General features: G+C 64.5%; 10 protein-coding genes. 1 reads left to right on the forward strand and 9 read right to left on the reverse strand.

Annotation, left to right across the window (positions count from 1 at the left end; genetic code table 11):
- Positions 1-128: 128 nt before the first annotated feature.
- Positions 129-1,601: a sensor domain-containing diguanylate cyclase gene (locus ACSQ3O_RS06725; protein WP_298449006.1), complete on the forward strand. Its 1,473-nt coding sequence runs from the start codon at positions 129-131 to the stop codon at positions 1,599-1,601.
- Positions 1,602-1,693: 92 nt separating this feature from the next.
- Here ACSQ3O_RS06725 and ACSQ3O_RS06730 read toward each other — a convergent pair whose 3' ends face one another.
- From ACSQ3O_RS06730 to bcsB, 9 genes are all read right to left on the reverse strand, one after another.
- Positions 1,694-2,926 carry a multidrug effflux MFS transporter gene (locus tag ACSQ3O_RS06730; protein WP_436138285.1) on the reverse strand — a complete coding sequence of 411 codons (1,233 nt, stop codon included), beginning with the start codon at positions 2,924-2,926 and terminating at the stop codon, positions 1,694-1,696.
- A 295-nt stretch (positions 2,927-3,221) separates the two neighbouring features.
- Complete coding sequence (gene bcsG / locus ACSQ3O_RS06735; protein WP_436138286.1) at positions 3,222-4,799, reverse strand: cellulose biosynthesis protein BcsG; 1,578 nt, start codon at positions 4,797-4,799, stop codon at positions 3,222-3,224.
- A complete protein-coding gene (gene bcsA / locus ACSQ3O_RS06740) occupies positions 4,796-7,315 on the reverse strand; it encodes a UDP-forming cellulose synthase catalytic subunit (RefSeq protein WP_436138287.1) in 2,520 nt (839 codons plus the stop codon). The genes bcsG and bcsA overlap by 4 nt, the downstream gene beginning before the upstream one ends.
- Positions 7,312-8,100, reverse strand: coding sequence for a cellulose biosynthesis protein BcsQ (bcsQ, locus tag ACSQ3O_RS06745; protein ID WP_137746089.1), 789 nt, complete (start codon positions 8,098-8,100; stop codon positions 7,312-7,314). The genes bcsA and bcsQ overlap by 4 nt, the downstream gene beginning before the upstream one ends.
- Positions 8,101-8,125: 25 nt before the next feature.
- Positions 8,126-8,305, reverse strand: coding sequence for a hypothetical protein (locus ACSQ3O_RS06750; protein WP_137746090.1), 180 nt, complete (start codon positions 8,303-8,305; stop codon positions 8,126-8,128).
- Positions 8,302-10,089, reverse strand: a complete 1,788-nt coding sequence (gene bcsE, locus ACSQ3O_RS06755) for a cellulose biosynthesis protein BcsE (protein ID WP_436138288.1) — start codon at positions 10,087-10,089, stop codon at positions 8,302-8,304. Before bcsE ends, ACSQ3O_RS06750 begins: the two co-directional genes overlap by 4 nt.
- Position 10,090: 1 nt before the next feature.
- Positions 10,091-14,011 carry a cellulose synthase subunit BcsC-related outer membrane protein gene (locus ACSQ3O_RS06760; protein ID WP_436138289.1) on the reverse strand — a complete coding sequence of 1,307 codons (3,921 nt, stop codon included), beginning with the start codon at positions 14,009-14,011 and terminating at the stop codon, positions 10,091-10,093.
- Positions 14,008-15,159 (reverse strand): cellulose synthase complex periplasmic endoglucanase BcsZ, encoded by a 1,152-nt coding sequence (gene bcsZ / locus ACSQ3O_RS06765; RefSeq protein WP_436138290.1) that lies wholly within the window; start codon positions 15,157-15,159, stop codon positions 14,008-14,010. The genes ACSQ3O_RS06760 and bcsZ overlap by 4 nt, the downstream gene beginning before the upstream one ends.
- Positions 15,152-17,536: a cellulose biosynthesis cyclic di-GMP-binding regulatory protein BcsB gene (gene bcsB, locus ACSQ3O_RS06770; RefSeq protein ID WP_436138291.1), complete on the reverse strand. Its 2,385-nt coding sequence runs from the start codon at positions 17,534-17,536 to the stop codon at positions 15,152-15,154. The genes bcsZ and bcsB overlap by 8 nt, the downstream gene beginning before the upstream one ends.
- Positions 17,537-17,752: the final 216 nt, after the last annotated feature.

A 17,752-nucleotide genomic window follows, 5' to 3' on the forward strand; every position in this document is an offset into this window, starting at 1 on the left:
GTGCTGTTGACGCTCTGACCGATCAAGGGCTGGTACCGCAAGGTGCCAGCCCTTTTTTGTGCCAGGAGCGCGCGCAGCCTGCTTTTTGCGGGTTGCGTCGTCAATAATTGCCCACGGAGGAATTTGTTGTGGTGTCTTCTCTCTCCTCGGGGGCTGATTACGAACACATGTTCGAGTTGGCGCCTGTGTCGCTCTGGCTGGAGGATTTCAGCGAACTCAAGCGCTTGTTTGATGGCTGGCGTGCGCAAGGGGTCACCGACATACGCTCCCACCTGGCCGCAGATCCAGACCGGTTACGCCAGTGCAGCGCATCACTGCGCGTGCTGCAGGTCAACCGCCGCACGCTGGAGCTGTTCTCGGCCGACAGCCAGCAGCATCTGGAAGCCAACCTCGACAAGGTTTTTCGGGACGACCGGCACGATACCGCAGCGCACGAACTGGCACAGCTGTGGGATGGGCAGATGGAGTTCTCCAACCAGACGGTGAACTATGCGCTGGATGGTCGGCGCTTGGACGTGCTGGTCCGAGCGCGCATCCTGCCGGGGCACGAGGCGGACTGGAGCCGTGTGCTTGTCTCTCTTGAGGACAACACCCAGCAGCTGGAGGCGGCGCGCCGCCTGCGGCGCAGCGAGCAGTACGCACGCGACCTGTTTGAGCATTCTCCGGTTTCGCTCTGGGTCGAGGATTTCAGCGTGGTCAAGAGCCTGCTCGATGGCGTGCGGGCCCAGGGCATCGGCGACTTCAAGACCTTTCTCAAGGTGCACCCGGATTTTGTGGCCCGCTGCATGCAGGAGATTCGCGTCATCGACGTGAACCAGCAGACGCTGCGCATGTTTGGTGCTGCCAGCAAAGACATGCTGCTCAACAACATCGGCCGTGTGTTCCGTGGCGAGATGCATGAATCCTTTGCTGAGCAGCTGCAAGACCTGTGGGAGGGCAAAACCTTTCAGCAGCGTGAGGTGGTCAACTACTCGCTCGCAGGCGATGCCGTGAACATCCACATGCAGTTCTCGGTACTCGATAGCCACCTGCATGATTGGGGCCTGGTGCTTTTGTCCCTGGTGGACATCTCAGCCCGCAAGAAGGCCGAGGCCTATCTTGAGTACCTGGGCAAACATGATGTGCTCACGCAGTTGCGCAACCGGGCCTTCTACGCCGAAGAACTGAACCGGCTCACGCGCAAAGGGCCCTGGCCTTTGTCTGTCATCGCCATCGATCTGAACGGGCTGAAAGTGGTCAATGACGAGCAAGGCCACGCAGCTGGCGACTCGATGCTGCGCCGGGTGGGCGAGGTGCTCGCCAAGGCAGTGGATGCACCGGCCTGCGCTGCGCGCATTGGGGGTGATGAATTCACCGTCTTGCTGCCCGGCACGGAAGAGCGTGGTGCCTATGCGTTGCAGGAGCGCATCATCTCCATGCTGGAGCTGAACAACCAGTTCTATCCCGGCCAGCACCTGAGCCTGGCCATGGGCATCGCCAGTTGCAACTCTGGCGATGGGGTAGAGGCGGCGATCAATCGCGCCGACCAGGCCATGTATGCTGAGAAAAACCGGTACTACCAGCAGAAGAACATGGACCGTCGGCAGCCACACGACTCCTGAGACAGGAGTACGTGCAGAGCCCGTTCCGTATGGGTGCCGCCTGTTGCAGTGCTGCCGCAGGGGCAAATCTGCGGGAGAGCATCCGCAGGTTTTCAGAGCTGGACGGGTGTGCGCCCGATGTCTGGCCAGCGGCGGTGCAGATAAATCCAGGCCACCAGGCCAATGCCCATCATCAGCAGCGAGGCCAGCGCCAGCAGCACGGTGGAATGCATGACCATGGGGGCGATCAGGCCAGCCACCAGACCATTGGCGCTGGAGCCCACAAAGGCTTGCATGGACGAGGCCATGCCCCGGCGCTCGGGGTGGAGGTCCAGCACAAGTAGCGTGACCACCGGCACCATCAGCGCCCAGCCAAACGAGAAAATGGCAATGGGCAGCAATGCCCAGCCAGCATGGGGCGGAAACAGCAGGTTGGCTGCGAGGTTGAGCACGGCCACGGTGAACATGATCAGAAAGCCGTGGCGGATCTGCCGCTTGGGTGGAATTCGTCCCGCCAAGCGTCCGCTGAGCCAGGCGCCGCCCATGATGCCTGAAATGGTCAGGATGAAGAACCAGAAGAACTGCGTTGGCGCCAGGCCCAGGTGGTCGCCCAGGAAGGCGGGCGCCGACAGCACGTACAAGAACATGCCATTGAAGGGCACACCACTGGCCAGGGCTAGCAACACAAACCGCGCACTCGACCCGAGTTGCACATAGCCGCGCATCAGGTGACGCACGTTGAACGGTTGCCGGTGCTCTTGGTGCAGGGTTTCGGGCAACAAGCGGTAGTTGGCTGTCCAGAGTGCCATTCCCACCAAAGTCAGGAACCAGAAGATGCTGTGCCAACCCAGGTGCACGAACAGCCACCCGCCCACGATGGGAGCGATGGCCGGGGCCACTCCGAAGTAGATGGTGACCTGACTCATCACCTTCTGCGCCTGGGCGGGCGGAAACATGTCGCGGATCACCGCGCGCGAGACCACGATGCCAGCGCCTGTGGACAGACCTTGCAATGCCCGGAAGAACACCAATTGCCCGATGGTCTGCGATAGCGCACAGCCCGCTGATGCCAGCGTGAACACCGCAATGCCCCACAGGATCACCGGCCTGCGTCCGAAGCTGTCGGCCAATGCACCATGGAACAGGCTCATGAATGCAAAGCCGAACAGGTAGGCAGACAGTGTCTGCTGCATCTGCACCGGTGTAGCGCCCAGTGCAGTGGCAATGCCAGAGAACGCAGGGATGTAGGTGTCGATGGAGAACGGCCCCAGCATCCCCAGCACCGCCAGCAACACCGCCAAAGCCCAGCGGGGCGCTTTCCAGAGCAGATGGGCTTGTGGGTTCATTCGGATACTGGGAGTCGGAGGATTGCGCCGCAGGTGGGCGGGGAGGCGTCTGGCGCACGGCCAACTGTGGCGCATTATGCGGGATGCAGCATGTGCCTGTTGGCTCAACGCCAGCAATGCACGACTGAGGGCTTCGTGGGCCCGGAGGGGGTGGAATTTACCGAATCCAACGCCATCCTAGACCCCTGCGATGTGTGCACAGCCCTCGCCTGTAACGCCGTGCAAGCCGCGAAATAGCCGGCCCACCGCGAGGGCGCCGCCCTCTTTGGGGGACGGTGTGAAGCAATTCAGGGGCTTAGTAGGAATACGGAATCCACTCTCCGTTGCCTGATTTCATGAGGTACTTGCCCGCAGCGTTGCGCATCACGATCACATCGGCGTTCTCCGACACGAACGACGTTGTTTCGGGTGTCTGAAGTCGTTCGGACAGGGGGCGCGCAGAATCTGCGTAAGGGCTGTCACTCAACATGTCTCCGAGCAGTGTGAACAGGCCCAGGTAGCTCATGGGCTGGTTCACCACCAGGGGGGCAGGGGGCTCGGTGCTGGCGGGCTTTTTCAGGCCCACCAGTTTCACGGCGGCTGGCACCAGCGTGATCCGAGGCCCGGGAATCTCGCGCATGCCCGAGATTTGAATCTTGTCGCCACGCAGCGATGCGCCGTGCTCGGGCACCAGCACTACCACCACCGGTTTGCCCGCAGTTTCCAGCTCCGTTATGAACTTGTCGAAGTCAGCCATCAACTGGACCAGACGAGGCTTGTAGGTGTCCAGACTGCTGCGGGACGTCATACCCGGCACCCGGTTGCCGTCGTGCAGCGAGATGGTGTTGTAGTACAGCGCCACAGGGTTGTTCCCCCGCTCGCTGCTGCGCTTTTTCCACCATTGCGACAGTAGCGCATGGTCGTTGTAAATCGGCGATCCGTCGAAGTTCTGCATGTGGACTGGTGCACTCTGATTGGGTTGCAGCTTGCCAGTCAAACCGCCACGCTGCTCCAGCGCGTGGGCAAACTCCTCGTACACACCGTCGTGGTTGAGCAGTGCTGCAGTCTGGTAGCCCACTTTCTCCAGGTTGGGAAACACATAACACTGTGGGTCGATGCCTTCGTACAGCTTCTTGTGGGGCGTTTGCCCACAGGAGCCGTGCAGTACGCGCAGCGACGCCGGTCCGCTGTAGCTGGCGGCGCTGTTGAAGTTGGTGAACAGCACGTCAAAGCGTTTGAGCAACGGGTTGTCGCGTTGGCCCACAAACTCCATGTCGTCCCAGGAGAGTGAGCACACATGCAGCAGGATGATGTCGAACGGCGGCGCCCCACCCCCTGTGCTGAACTGCATCCGTTTCTGGCTTTCGCTGGCATAGAACTTCTGCAACAAGGCGTCGGGGTCCGCCGGGTCGGCTCCAGCCACGGGGGTGCCGTCGCCTGGATTGGCCTGCACGCGGCTGTCATTGCGGATCTGTGCTTCACGCTCCTGGAGGGTCGCCACCAGAGGAACGCTCAGGATGCCAGCCAGGGCAAAGGTGGCAAAGCGCACTCGACGTGCCAATGCTGCATACAGGAAGACAGCGGCTACAGCCACCACCACCGCGGTGGGGTTCACCAGACGTCCGGCCAACTCTATCCAGTAGTCCGCGCTGAAGCCCGCAAGGGCCTTGATCTGTGAAAGCACACGCCCCAGGGTGGGCAGGTAGGAGTCGTAGTAGAGCAGTGCAATCGCCGCCGGCCAGGTCAGCACGGCGCGCGTGCGCCGCAGCAGTCGGTGCTTTATGGTCGGTAGCAGCGCCAGCCACAGTAACAGGTTCAGCCACCAGCTAAAACCGATGTAGCCCGTGAAGTGCAGGCCGACTTTGACCAGGAAGTACAGGTTCCAGTAGCTCATGCGCCCAGCCCCTGCCGCCCAGGTTGGCGCCCCCGGTTCCAGCGGCTACGGGCAGCCTCCAGAAGCGAGCCCCAGAACTTGCGGTAACCGAGCACACCGAGCTGGGCGATCTCTTGCAGGCCGTGCAAGGGGCGGTCGATGTCATGGCTGTCGTTCCATTGCTGCCAGGTGTCGGGGCGGGCAAAGGTGCATTGCACCAGGTCGATTTGTTGTTCGCGGGTCATGGGATCGAATTGCAGGCCCGTGGCGCCCTGGCCCCGGTGCAGCATGATGGTGGCCGGAAAAGTGCATTCGGAATGACCGCGCCACAGGCCCACCTGGACTTTTTCGCCCACTGCCAGCCGGGTGCCCTCGGGTAGCTCCAGGCCCACACCCGTCATGGAGAAGTCGATGCAAACGGCCTGGAGCACCGTACCGTCATCCTGGTACAACGTGGCCTGCAACCGGGTGGCCACGCGGTGCATGCGGCGCACCTGGCGCGCCTCGGAGGCCACACCCAGTGCGGCACCCAGCATGAGGATGCTGTAGACCGTCCACAGCAAGTTCAGCAGCACGGTGGCCGTTTCTTCCGTATTCCAGAAGAACAGGCGCACGATTCCCATGCCAAAGGCTGCAAAGTTCAGCAGCACCAACACAGTGTAGGGGCGTGAGATGGCCCAGTCGAAATAGGGCTCGTCCACCAGCCCGCCCTTGGCCGTGACGTTGAACTTGCCCAGGCGCGGGTTGATGAGCGCCACGGTGGTGGGCAGGGCTACGTACCATGCCAACACCGTCTCGTAGACCTCTGCCCAGAAGGTGTGCCGGTGCTCGCCTTGTACGTGGGCGTTGGCGATGTTGGACTGCAGGATGTAGGGCAGCACGTACAGCGCGATCATGATGGCGCCCGCGTTGATGATGTGCCACTCGAAGAACAGGAAGGCCATGGGCGCAGTGAGGAACACCAGCCGGGGCAGCCCAAAGAAGAAGTGCACCATGGCATTGGCATAGCAGATGCGCTGCCACAGCGTGAGGCCTTTACCCAGGAAGGGGTTGTCCACGCGGAAGATCTGCGCCATGCCGCGTGCCCAGCGGATGCGCTGGCCCACGTGGGCGGACAGGCTTTCCGTCGCCAGGCCAGCCGCCTGCGTTTCGTTGATGTAGGCCGTGGTATAGCCGCGCCGGTGCAGCTTGAGCGCGGTATGCGCATCCTCGGTCACGGTCTCCACTGCGATGCCACCCACCTCCAGCAGCGGGCCGCGCCGTATTACCGCGCAGGAGCCGCAGAAGAAGGTGGCGTTCCAGAAATCGTTGCCGTCCTGGATCAAACCGTAGAACAGCGCGCCTTCGTTGGGTACACGACGGAAAGTGCCCAGGTTGCGCTCGAATGGGTCGGGCGAGAAGAAGTGGTGCGGCGTCTGCAGCATGGCGCACTTCGGGTCGCGCTGGAACCAGCCCACGGCCGTGGTCAGGAAGGAGCGTGTGGGGATGTGGTCGCAGTCGAAGATGGCAATGAGTTCGCCGTCGGTCTTGGAGAGCGCGTGATTGAGGTTGCCAGCCTTGGCGTGGTTGTTGTCAGGGCGCACGATGTAGCCCACACCCATGGACTCTGCGAACTCACGGAATTCCTCGCGCCGACCGTCGTCTAGGATGAAGACCTTGACCTTGTCCTTGGGCCAGTCAAGTGCCATGGATGCGAGCACCGTGGTTCGCACCACGCTCAGGGGCTCGTTGTAGGTAGGAATATAGACATCGACCGTGGGCCAGGATGCGGGCTGTCCCTGCAGGTCGGCCGGGCGGCGGTGCAGGGGCCAGGCGGTCTGGATGAAACCGAGCACCACCACCAGCCAGGTGTAGGCCTCGGCAGCCAGCAGACCGTAGCCCAGGAAGGATTCAATGGCCGATTCGAACTCGATGGACGAAGTGATCCGCCACCAGGCATAGCGCCCCATGGCCAGCAGGCTGATGGCTGCCAGCGCGAGCGAGGGGTAGCGCCCTGGCAGGCGGCGCAGTACCAGAGACAGCGCCCAGCAAAGCAACATGAACAGCGTCTGCCCGAACCAGTTGAACGGGGTAGTCATCACCACCAGCCCAGCCAGCAGGCCCACGGTGAGCACCACCCACCGCAGCCCAGGGATTTCCATGACAGGAGACAGCACCTGGTCGGCCAGGCGCATGCCTTTCTCCACGTTGACATGGGCGGCCAGCCTGTCCATCGCGCGCAGGAAGAGGCGGATGGGCCAGAACACACCCTTCAGCAGCAGTGTGAGGCCTTTCCAGCTCCAGCGCAGCACAAGCCCCAGCCCTGCGAGCAGCCAGGGCACCGGTTGCAGTAACCAAGCCAACAGGGCGCGCTCGGGCGTGGCCGGCAGCACGATGCAGCGCCACAACCACATCCACCACGGAGCACCAGGCGCCACTTCCAGCTGTTGTGCCAGCCAGTGTTTCCAGCGGCCGATCCAGCCTGGCCCGGAGCCCTCGTTTGCAGGCTCTGATGCGCCTGCGTGGGGTACTGCACCCGTATCGTGCAGGTGGGTCATGGTTGGGTGACGCCAGGAATCAGCATGGACGGAGGGGCCGCATGCTGGCCCATCAGCCAGTTGCATACGCCCTGCAGGTCGTGGGCGGACTGTGCCTGGGGCGCCAGGTGGCCCACACACATTGCGCGGGCCAGCGCGCGCGCGATGTTCTCGTCCTCATGCAAGGTGTAGGGGATGAGGCGATCGCCCCATTGTTCGCGCAGGGTCTGCAAGGCCTCGCGGTGGGAAACCCGGCGTGGGTCAAAGCGTGTGACCAGCACACCTTGCTCACTGGGAGCTGCTGCTGTGCTGCGCAGCAGGGTCTGCACGCCGTTCAGGGCCGAGCAGGCACGGGCAGAGGCTTCCAGTGCAACCAGCACGGTGTCGGCGCAGTGCAGTGCGGCCTGGGCCCACGGAGAGGGCCACAAGGGGGTGTCCAGCAGCACAACGCAATCGGAGGCAATGTCCAGCAGTTCGATCTGGTCCTGCAGCCAGCGTGGCTGCACCTGCAGCATCTGGTGCAGGGTGTGGAGAGTTTCCAGGGACGACTCGCCAAAAGGCAGGACTCGCACGCCGTCCGAGTTGTCAAATCCGCCATCGGCCCACCACTGCCCATTGGCGGCAGCGCGCGCCCAGCCCGTAGCGCTGGCCTCGCGCATGCCAAGGTGCCTACCCAGCAGGTTCTGGGCGCACAGTTCCACCGCCAGACTGCGCTGTCCCTGGCGTGCCAGGAGCGTAGCCAGGTGGGCGGTCAGGGTGGTTCGTCCCGCTCCTCCGAGTGGCGATACAACGGCAATCACACGCATGCAAAGTCTCTGTTCATTCGTTCATTCAGGAGGCGGGCGGCGCCGTTGGCGTGTCGCTTGCACCCGTCTGCGGCAGTCCAGGCCGGTAGGGTTTTACGCAGCGCAGTGGCTGGCGTGCACGTTGTGCTCTGCGCAGCAGCAGCCAGCAGGGCCAGGCCAGCAGGGCGCCCAGCAGCATGTAGAGCAGCAACATCAACAGCGTCATGCGATGGACCTCGTGGAAGGGCGTGGCACGGCTCGCCGTGCAATGGGGCGGTGCTGCACGCTGGGGCCTACCGCGACATGCGCGCCGCCAGTGTCCGCAGGCAGTGTGGGTGAAGAAGAGGGCGGCGCGGAGGTTGGCGCTGTAATAGCGACGGCTGCTGCCGCCGGGGCATGGTCCAACAGCGCACTGTAGTCTGGCAGGCCTTTGCGCAGGGCTTCTTGCAGGTGCCCTGTCATGGCTCGGATGCCTGTGTCCGAGCAGTCGATGGCCTCAGAAGAGAACAACTGGGCCAAGGGCAAGGCAAAAAGACGGTGCAATGCCAAGCCCACATCGGGTTCGCGGCAGGCGAAAAGGAAGACATAAACCGATTCATGGTCTGCTGTGAACAGATCGCCGTCGCGTGCGGTGTGGCACGCGCGCAGCGCATCCAGGTGCGGGATCTGCGCCAGCACGTTCAGTCGCACCAGGCTGTGCGACAGGCCAATCGCCTGCGTACGGTCCAGCATGCTGCGCACCAGGGCGCAGAAATGTGCAGGGGGTTGGTAGCCCCGCTCGCGTGCCGGCATGAAGCTGTCCAGTGCCTGCTCGTAGTCGGGGTGCACCTTGCGACTGTGGCTTTGGGCGTTGATGTCCTGCAGCAATTGCAAGAGCCGTGAAAACCCGACTTCCTTGTAGACCACGGCACTGGCACCCAGTTGCAGCAGGGCCTGCTCGCTGTGTGTGCGCAGCTTTCCCAGGTTTTCCCGCATCACTATCTTGAGTGTGAGCGGGCGAGACAGGCGCAGGTGGTGCACCAGGCGCGCACGTGGCTCGAAGTCCGATGCCTGGCCTGCATCCAGGAGCACTGTGGCAGCCACGCTGGCGGCGGCCGCTATCTCCATGTCGGCCAGACTTTCGACGATGCGCCAGTGGCCCGGCACGCCACGCTGGCCTTCGACCGAAGCGCGCGTGGCGATGACCTCGGACTGGTCCGCAGCTTCCACCAGTTCGCGCACAGCGCCCCGGGTGCGCGTTCCGTCCGCTGCGAGGCGGCCCGATGCCTCGTTGCGCAGCAGCCCAAAGGCCGTCTGGAAGAGGGCGCCTGCGTCCGTGTTCCAGCGCTCCAGGCCCAGGCTCCAGCGGTCGGCATCGGTGCGCAAGGTGGCAATGTGCATGGACATCTGGCACAGGTTGCGCAAGGCGGGCAGAAGCACCTCGGGCTCCAGCGGCGGGAAGAATCCCAGCACTACAGGGCGTGCGCGTTCGCGGCACAGGGTGCTGAGCTGGCGGCTCACCCGGGCCAGCTCTGTCACGCTGAGTCCGGCAAGCAGGCCCTGGGCGTCGCAGACAAACAGCGCATGTGCATCGCTCAATCCTGTGCGTTCCAGTTCCTGCATCAGGGACAGGAGCCCATGGCGCCGAACCTCGGCCTGCAGGCCGGGCGAGAGCACCCACAGCTGCAATCGGCCAGCATGGTAGGCGGCCCGCAGGGGGGGGCGGTGCAACAGGCCGTCCACCCACGATGCGTCGGACGCGGCCAGCCCCACGGGGCCTGCGGCGAGGGCGTCCTCCAGCAGCGCGGGGAACCAAAGCGCTGCACTGGGCGCATCGGCCGCAACCAAGGAGACAGGGACGTGCACTGGCAATTGACCAACGCCATCGGGCAGGCCCTCGATGCCGATCTGTGTGGCGGTTGCGTCACCATCAGGCCCTTGGCCGGATGCCAGGCGCAAGCGCCGGAGCCAGGCGCGCGCGCCCCCAAGGGACGGAGTGCCTTTGCGCGTGGAGGAAAGGGCGGTGGACATCTCAAAAACTCGAATAGGACTGGACGGGGCGTGGGCGGTTTTCCAGCGGCGCCAGCACCGGGTCAAAGCGGTAGCGGCCATACACCATTAGATTGGTGGGCGCGTAGTAGGCAGAGCGGTCCAGCTCCAGCTGGGCTCCGAGCGAAAGATTGCGTGTGACCTGGTACTCCAGCACGCCCCGGAACGACCGGCCAAACCCCGAGCCTGAACTGCCCGGGTACACCGGCACATTGCCGCTTTCCACCAGGCGCGTACGCGCCAAAGCCTGCAGCAGCGCGCTCTGGGGGAAAAAGTCGCTATCGGCGCTGCTGCTGCGCGATACCGATACCGAACCCCGCGCCAGCCAGGTGAGGGCACCGCTGCGACCGCTCCATTCCACAGGCAGCGCAATCGATGCGTAACTGCGTGGACTGTAGTAGCCGCCGTGGCCGAAGCTGTACTCCGACAGGTCTTTGCCGTAGTGCCACGCCGAGAACGTCACGCCCATGTTGACCAGGCTGTGGCTGCCGCGCCAGATGTCGCGGTCCACGGCCACACGCAGTTGGGCGCGGGTGTTGTTTTCCACGTTCTTTCCAGTGAGGGCTGCGAGGTTCAGGGCCACCGAGCTGCTGTAGGGACCGAAGTCGGTGGACAGGCGCGCGGCGGCACCCGTGGCCACGACTCCACCCCAGATCTCACCGGACACCGGGTCGCGGGCACCTGCATAGGACAGCAGGCTGCCTGTGATGGGTCGCCGGAAGGCTTCGAGCTTGTAGCTGTAGCGGCCCAGATTGCCAGTTTGGGCCAGTCCCCCCACCACATTGGTCACCGGGAAGCCAACGCCAGTGGTGCCGATGTCCCATTGAACATCGTCGCCCACAAAACCGAAGCCCAGGTTGGTGCCCGAGCCACGCTGGCGGCGGTAGGGCAGGGGCGAGCCCGGGGGCAGAGCGGCCATCTGGCCAAAGTCCAGCAGGTCCGAGCCGTCGGCAGGCAAGTCGCCAGCATTGAGCTTGACCCGATCCACATGCAAAAAATAATGGCCGTCGTAGCCACGTGGCATCCAGGCGACGAGGGGGCGTTCCCAGCCCCGCAGACTGGAAATGCCCTCGGTGGAGTTCTTGCGCAGACCGGTGTGTGCGGCCTCGATCCATACCTGTCGCCGAGCCTCGATGGCATCGATTTCGCCCTGAATCTTGGCCACCACCACTGGATCCACGGGCAGCGAAAGCATGTAGCTCTTTTGCAGCGCCAGTGGGGACTCGCTATCCATCGCCTCGGTGGGCGTGGGTTCGGCGGTGGCAGGGGAGGCACCACGTGTCTCCAGCATCAAAGCGCTGCGGAAGAACACCAGCGCCTGCGCATAGTTGCGGCTGGCGCGCTCCAGCCGCGCTGCATGCAGCAGGACGTCGCTGTCCTGCGGAAAAGCCTGCAGCAAACGTGTGGAGAGGGCACGGGCCTCTTCCATGCGGCCTGCGCGTTGCCAGATGCGCAGCAGCGCCAGCTGCTGGCTGGCGTTATCGGAGGGCAGATGGTCTTGCAGCCACAAAGCGTGCTCGGTGGTGCCGCGTGCATCGCCCAGGCGAGACAGCGCATCTGCCAGGGCCATGCGCAGGTCCAGGCCATCGGGCTGCGCTTGGACCAGCGGTGCAAGCAGCCGGGCTGCGTCGGCATACTCACCCGCAGCCATCAGCAGGCGGGCCTGCGTCTGTGCACGCTGTTGGGCCGCACTGGGAGAGGCGGCAGTGGCTGGCAGCTGCAGGGGTTGGCGCGCCATGCGCACGGCCTCGCTAAGGTTTCCAGACTGGCGCTGCTGTTCGATGAGCCGCTCGCGGTGGGCGGTGTAGAGGGCCACGAGGCGTGCTTCTTGTTCGATGCTCCAGCCCGGTGATTGCAATAGTCGGGTCAGGTGTTCAGCCAGTGTTGCATCGTCCTGCGCGCGGTTGAGCAACTGGGCATGGTCGAGCTGCGCCTCCAGCTCCATGCGGGACACTCGGGCTGCCAACCGGTTGAAGACAGCCACCCCTTGCTGGGGCTGCGCCCGGCGGAACCAGGCATTGGCCACGGTGTAGAGCAGCTCGGCATCGTTGCCTGCGGTTTGCTCGGCCTGGGCGAGTAGGGCCCGTGCCTCGGCGGGCTGGCCGCTGGCGGTGGCCTGCGCCACCAGCGACTTGATGGTGGCACGCTGGGTCAGCGCCTGCATCGATTCGGTGCGGTCGCCGGATGGAATCTGCGCCAGATCGGCCAACGCCCCTCGGTCGTCATCCACCGCAGAGCGGATCAACGCCCGCGCGTACAGCATGGAACTGCGGTCCGTTCCCGGTGGCGTGGCTGCGGAGCGCGCCATGCCCTCGTCCATGACATTGAGTGCTTCCTTGGGCAGGTTCAGCCGCAGGTACAACCGTGCCAGGCGATGCCGCACCCAGGCGTCGCCAGGGGTCAGTACCACGGCGGATTCGAGGGCGCGCAACGCAGCGCTGAGACGCTGGGCCTGCAGGTGCTCGTCGGCCTGGGCTACCAAGATGTCGGCCTGCGTGCCAGCCAGCTTTTCTCCCAGGGCTGTGTCACGGGTGGTGGCCTCGGTCAGCAAGGCCAGTGCTTTGGCCGATCGTTGGGTGCGGGCATACAGGCCAGCCAGCCCCTTGACGGCAGCGCTGCTGCTGGCTTCATGCCGCAAAGCGTCCAGATACAGGTTTTCGGCCAGCGCATGGTCACCTTGCAGGTCGCGGATGCTGGCCAGCGTGGTCAGTGCCTCTGCGCTGCCGGGTTGCAGGGCCAACGCCCGTTCCGCGAGGCTCGCTGCCGTGGACAGCTCGTTCTTCTCGATGGCCCGATCAGCCTGCCGCAGAAAGCCCCAGAACCGGGCTGTCTCCTGCAGCTCTTTCCATTTGCCCTGGCGGGTCAGCCCATAGGCCTGGCCAAAAAGTTCCTGCGCCTGGGCATGTTCGCCCTGGCGCAGGCGGATGAGCCCGAGGTTGCCCAGGCTGTCTCCGTCGCTGGGGCGCAATGCCAGTGCGGCCTGCAGCTGTTCTTCTGCCAACTCGGTGTTGCCCTGGTCCAGGGCTGTCCGTGCAGCATTGCGTGCCAGGTTGGCGGGGTCGCGGGCAGCTCGGGCAGCCCGCTCCGCGGCCTGTTGCATGGCGGCCAGGCGGTCTTCCATGGCCTGGTCGCCGGGGTAACGCTGCAGGAAGGCGCGTACGCGGGGCAGGTTGGCGGAGGTGTTGGCCAGCCGGTCCATGGCACGGCGCCACAGGTCCTGCAATTGCTGGGCGTTGATGTCGGGTTGCTTGGCCAGCGATTCGATTTCCTGTGCCACGGTGGTGGGGTTCTCTCCCTGGTACATGCGCATTTCGAGCTGCGCCAGGCGGTAGCGCGATTCCCCGGTTTCCTGGTACAGCTTGCCCAGCTGGCGCTGCGAGTCTGCATTGCGTTTGGTGCTGGACCCGAGGATCTGGTGGTACTCCAACGCCAGCCCACCCAGGGTGGGAGGGCCTTGGGGGAACAGCTCACGTGCCAGGTCGGCAGCCTCGGCCTTGCGGCCCGCGCGCGCCATGAGGCGCATTTGCGAAAGCTTCTCGCGGTCGCTGCCATAAACCCGCACGAGGGTTTCCAGCTCCTGGGTCACGGGATGGCCGGGATGGCGCGCACGCAAGGTGTCGAGGACGCGCTTGGCGTCGTCCATCTTTTTCTCGCGCAGTGCAAGGTCACCGAGCGCACCCAGGCCCTGCGGAGAGTTGGGGTCCATGGCCAGAACCTTATCAACCAGTTGGCGGGCCATGTCTGGGCGGTTCTTGGAGGCCCACATGCGCGCACCGCTGAGCAGTTCGGCTTCGACGGCCGACGGCGTGCTGGCGTGCACCCCCTGGGCAGGGGGAAGGCAGGCTGCTGCCAGCAGGGTGATGGAGGGCAACCAATAGCGGGAGCGGCGGGGGGCTCGGGTCACGGCTTCCACCGCGCCATGAGCTGGCCTGCCGCCGTAAAGCGGTACTGTCCGTCGAATGCACCCTGGCCGAACAGGGCCAGTACTTGTTCGTAGTAAGCCTTGGGCCGCAGGGGGCGTGCTTCCAGGCGCATGCGCTGCGATTGCAGCGCCTTGTCGTCGCCCGCCGCGCGCAGAAAAGGCAGCAAGGCAACCGAGAAACCCGAGGGCGCAGGGCCTGAAGCCTGCCCGGTCAGGATGTCGATCGACTCGGGGGGGTAGCCCTGGTCGCGCACGTAGCGGGCCATGGGAGCCAGGGTGTCGAGCAGCACCTTGCGGCCCGGGGCTTCGGCATGCATCACACCCGCCCAGAGGTAGACGCGGATGGCGTTGTAGGTGCCTTGCCCCTTCTCTTTGCCCTCGGTATCGACCAGAAAGCCCTGCCTGGCGTCGTACACCGTCCAGTCGGCGGTAAAACCCTTGGGCGAGGAGCCCTGAATCACCTTGATCGAGCTGTCCACCAGCTTCTTCCACTGCGGGTCCAGATCGCTGGCGGCCAGCCAGTGCATCAGGTGCATGGGCATGTAGCTTGCGTTCAGGCGCCAGCGGCCATTGGGCTGCACAAAGCCCTTGGGGGCAGGAAGCAGCGTAGGGCCCAGGCCCGGGATGTCGGCGGTTTCCTCGCGCAGCACCCGTGCGGCCAGCAGGGCTGCGAGTGCGCGGTAACTGCGCTCGTTCCACAGGCGGCCGGCCTCGCCCAGTGCGTAAGCGATCCACAGGTCGGCGTCCGAGGCCGCGTTGCTGTCGATCACGCCCCAGTTGCCGTCGGGGCGCTTACCCCAGAGCCATGCGGGAAGGCGCGCGGTCATGTCGCCTTCACAAAGGTTGTTTTCGGTCCAGCGCAGCAGCTTGTCGAACATGGGCCGGTCGTTGGCCACAAGAGCAAAGAAGAGTGCGTAGGCCTGGCCCTCCGAATAGGTTTGCCCGCCTCCATCATCGTCGGACACCACGCGGCCGCCCTCGTTGATGAACTGGGCCTTGAACGTGTCCCAGGCGGGCCATGTGGAGCGGCCTGTGCTGGTGGGTTGGGCTTGTGCACCCGCGAGGCAGGACAGGAGGGCGGCACCGGCGCCTGCTTGCAGGGCCGTGCGGCGGCGGATGGAATCAGTCATGGTGTGCAGCCAATCTGCGCCGTGCCATGCTGCGCAGCGCGGCATAAACAATGAAAGTCAGCAGCAGGCCGGTACCAATGCCCACCAGGGCCAGCAGCAGCGGATGGCTGTGCATGTGGAACCACAGGCGCTGCCACCAGGGCAGGTCACCCACGTAGTACACGGGCTTGATGCGGAAGCTTTCGATGGCGTCCCCGCGCATCAGGCCCAGGTCGCCACGCAGGCTCTTGATTTTGCCCGCGTCGTTCAGGCCCAGGCTCAGCAGGGACATGGCGTCTTTGTCAGTGGCCGTGAGGGCCACCACCGTGCGCCCGCTGCTCAGGGGCGACTCAAATCCCGTGACAGCCGCCAGCGGGCCCTTGCCCTGCAGGATGGCCTGGCCGCCCGAGGCCGACAGGCGCTGGTGGGGTTCAAGGTTGAAGAGGTCAATGAAAGAACCCATCGCGCGCTCCAGGGGCTGCACCGAACGTGCTCCCGCCGCGAGCAGAGCCGGCAAGTGGCTTTTCCACTTTTCGAGCAGGCCATCGCTGTCACCCTGTGAGATCACAAGGATGTCGGTATCGGCCGCCTTGTCGGCCTCGGCTGCGTGCAGCAGTGTGAAGCGCGTGCCAGGGTAGCCGGTAGAGGCGCTCATGCGGCCCATGGCCGTGAGGAACACTTCCACATCGGCGGGGGTGGGCTGGTTGGGCAGGATGACGGAGGTTTGCGCCAGATCGGCCACCCGGGTGAAGGGGAAACCGCTGTTGGCATAGGCCGCCAGGTTGGGCATGGCCAGGTAGTGGCGGAAGGCCGTAAGGTCGATGGTGGACTGGGGATCGATGGCGGCAAACAGCTCGGTAGGAGGGGCCGAGCGGCAGCGACCCAGGTCGTTGGGTGGGATCTGGAAGGCGAACTGCAGCTGGTTGTCGCCGCCGATCATGAACGCCGGAATCTTCAAGTCCGAACGGGTCTGGGCACTGCCATCGTCGAACAGCGGCAGCATGATGGTGCTCTTGCCGCTGGTGCGGTCCTCGCGCGACTGCAGCGGGTAGGACTGGATGAACTGGTTGTTGATCGAGATGTTCAGCGCGCCGTGGTCCGACACGCTGTTGGGCGTGTAGCGGTAGGTCAGGTCCAGTGGCACGCCCTTGGCATTCCAGGTGAACAGGTCGGGCGCCATGCGTGTGTAGACGTTCACCGTGTCGTTGAGCACCGAGCCGCGCAATTGCAGGTCGCCCGCGCCGGAAACCAGTTCGGCGAGCTTCACGGGCCGCTCGGTCGTGATCCAGCGGGGGGCATCGTACGGTTTGGCCAGGGCCGGGTACTCCAGCGACTTGACCGCGATGCTCTGCCCGGAGAGCACCGCCTTGCCCAGGGCCAATGCGTCGGCCGCCATTTGCAGCTGGGCATCGTCCTTGCCCATCACCAGCAGCAGCTTGGCTCCTGGCACATCGGGATGGGGCACGACAGACAGCGTGGGGTCTTCCACAAGGGGCTGGTTCTGCAGGAAGGCCGGGCGGTTGTCGTTAGTGGCCAGTACCACGGCGTGTTGGCGTGGCAACTGGTTCTCGAACACCGGGAACTGGTTACCACGGTAACCCGCCAGCATGCCGATCCAGCTGGCGATGGAGCCCGAGGCCTTGAGTGCCCCCTTGCTTGGCTTGTTGCCGTAGACGAAGGGCAGGTTCACCGGCCGGTTGTCGCGCGGGTCGAAAAACGGAGCGGGGAGCAGCGCCAGGTCGTCGCGCAGAGGAATCTGGCGCAGCGACAGCTCGATCTGGCTTTCGTTGCTGATCGTGGCCCAGAGGCTCGAATGGTTGGGTGTCTCGCATTCCATCGTGTAGTGGCCGATGAACTGGAAACGGAAGCGGTTGTAGTCGGTGAAGTAGCGCGGGTCGATGTTGAGCTCAACCGTTTGTGGTGTGCCCAGGCGCTCCTTGTCGAGCACCAGGGTTTGCAGTGTCTCGTCGTTGAGCATCACCTTGAGGTGCGACAGCGCAGGGATCAACGCAGGAGACAGGGTGAAAGTCAGGCGCAGCCGGGCTGTCTCCACCGCTTCATCGCGCCGCACACCCACACCCACACTGGCTTCGCTGTCCACGCCACGCAAGGCGATAGGGCGTGCCATGCCCAGGTCCTTGAGGCTGACCTTCCATTGCCGGGATGGCAGCTGCGGGAGCGTCGCCACTGCAGCTGCACTGGCACCGGGCTCGGCTGACGCTGGCTTGTTGCGCGTCCCGTCGCGCTCTGGCCTGGCCTGTGCCCTCTCCTTGGTCGCCGCGTCACGTGACTTGGAGGGCTGTGCGTTGGCAACGGGGGCGGGCAGCGAGATCAGACCGACGGCGATCAATGCAAGCAGGATGGAGGGGGCGCCGGTTGTTTTTGGGCTGGATGTCACGGTGTTCTGTGTGTCTCGTTCCGGGTGGGTGGGGCGTTGTGGGCCTATCTCACCGGTGTGTCAGGCGTTTGACAAAGTGTAGCCATACGTTTCTGCTGCGAATTGTGGGGAGACATTTGTTTGCAATTGCCGCAAAGCTTTGTTTGGCGCGTTCTCGCCATGGGTACGAGGCGGCGGCGCGCATGGATTCAACGGTTGAAAAATAGCCGCCCGAAC

Origin of the sequence: Acidovorax sp. LjRoot74 (genome assembly GCF_964254355.1) — a bacterium.
GTDB lineage: Bacteria > Pseudomonadota > Gammaproteobacteria > Burkholderiales > Burkholderiaceae_C > Acidovorax.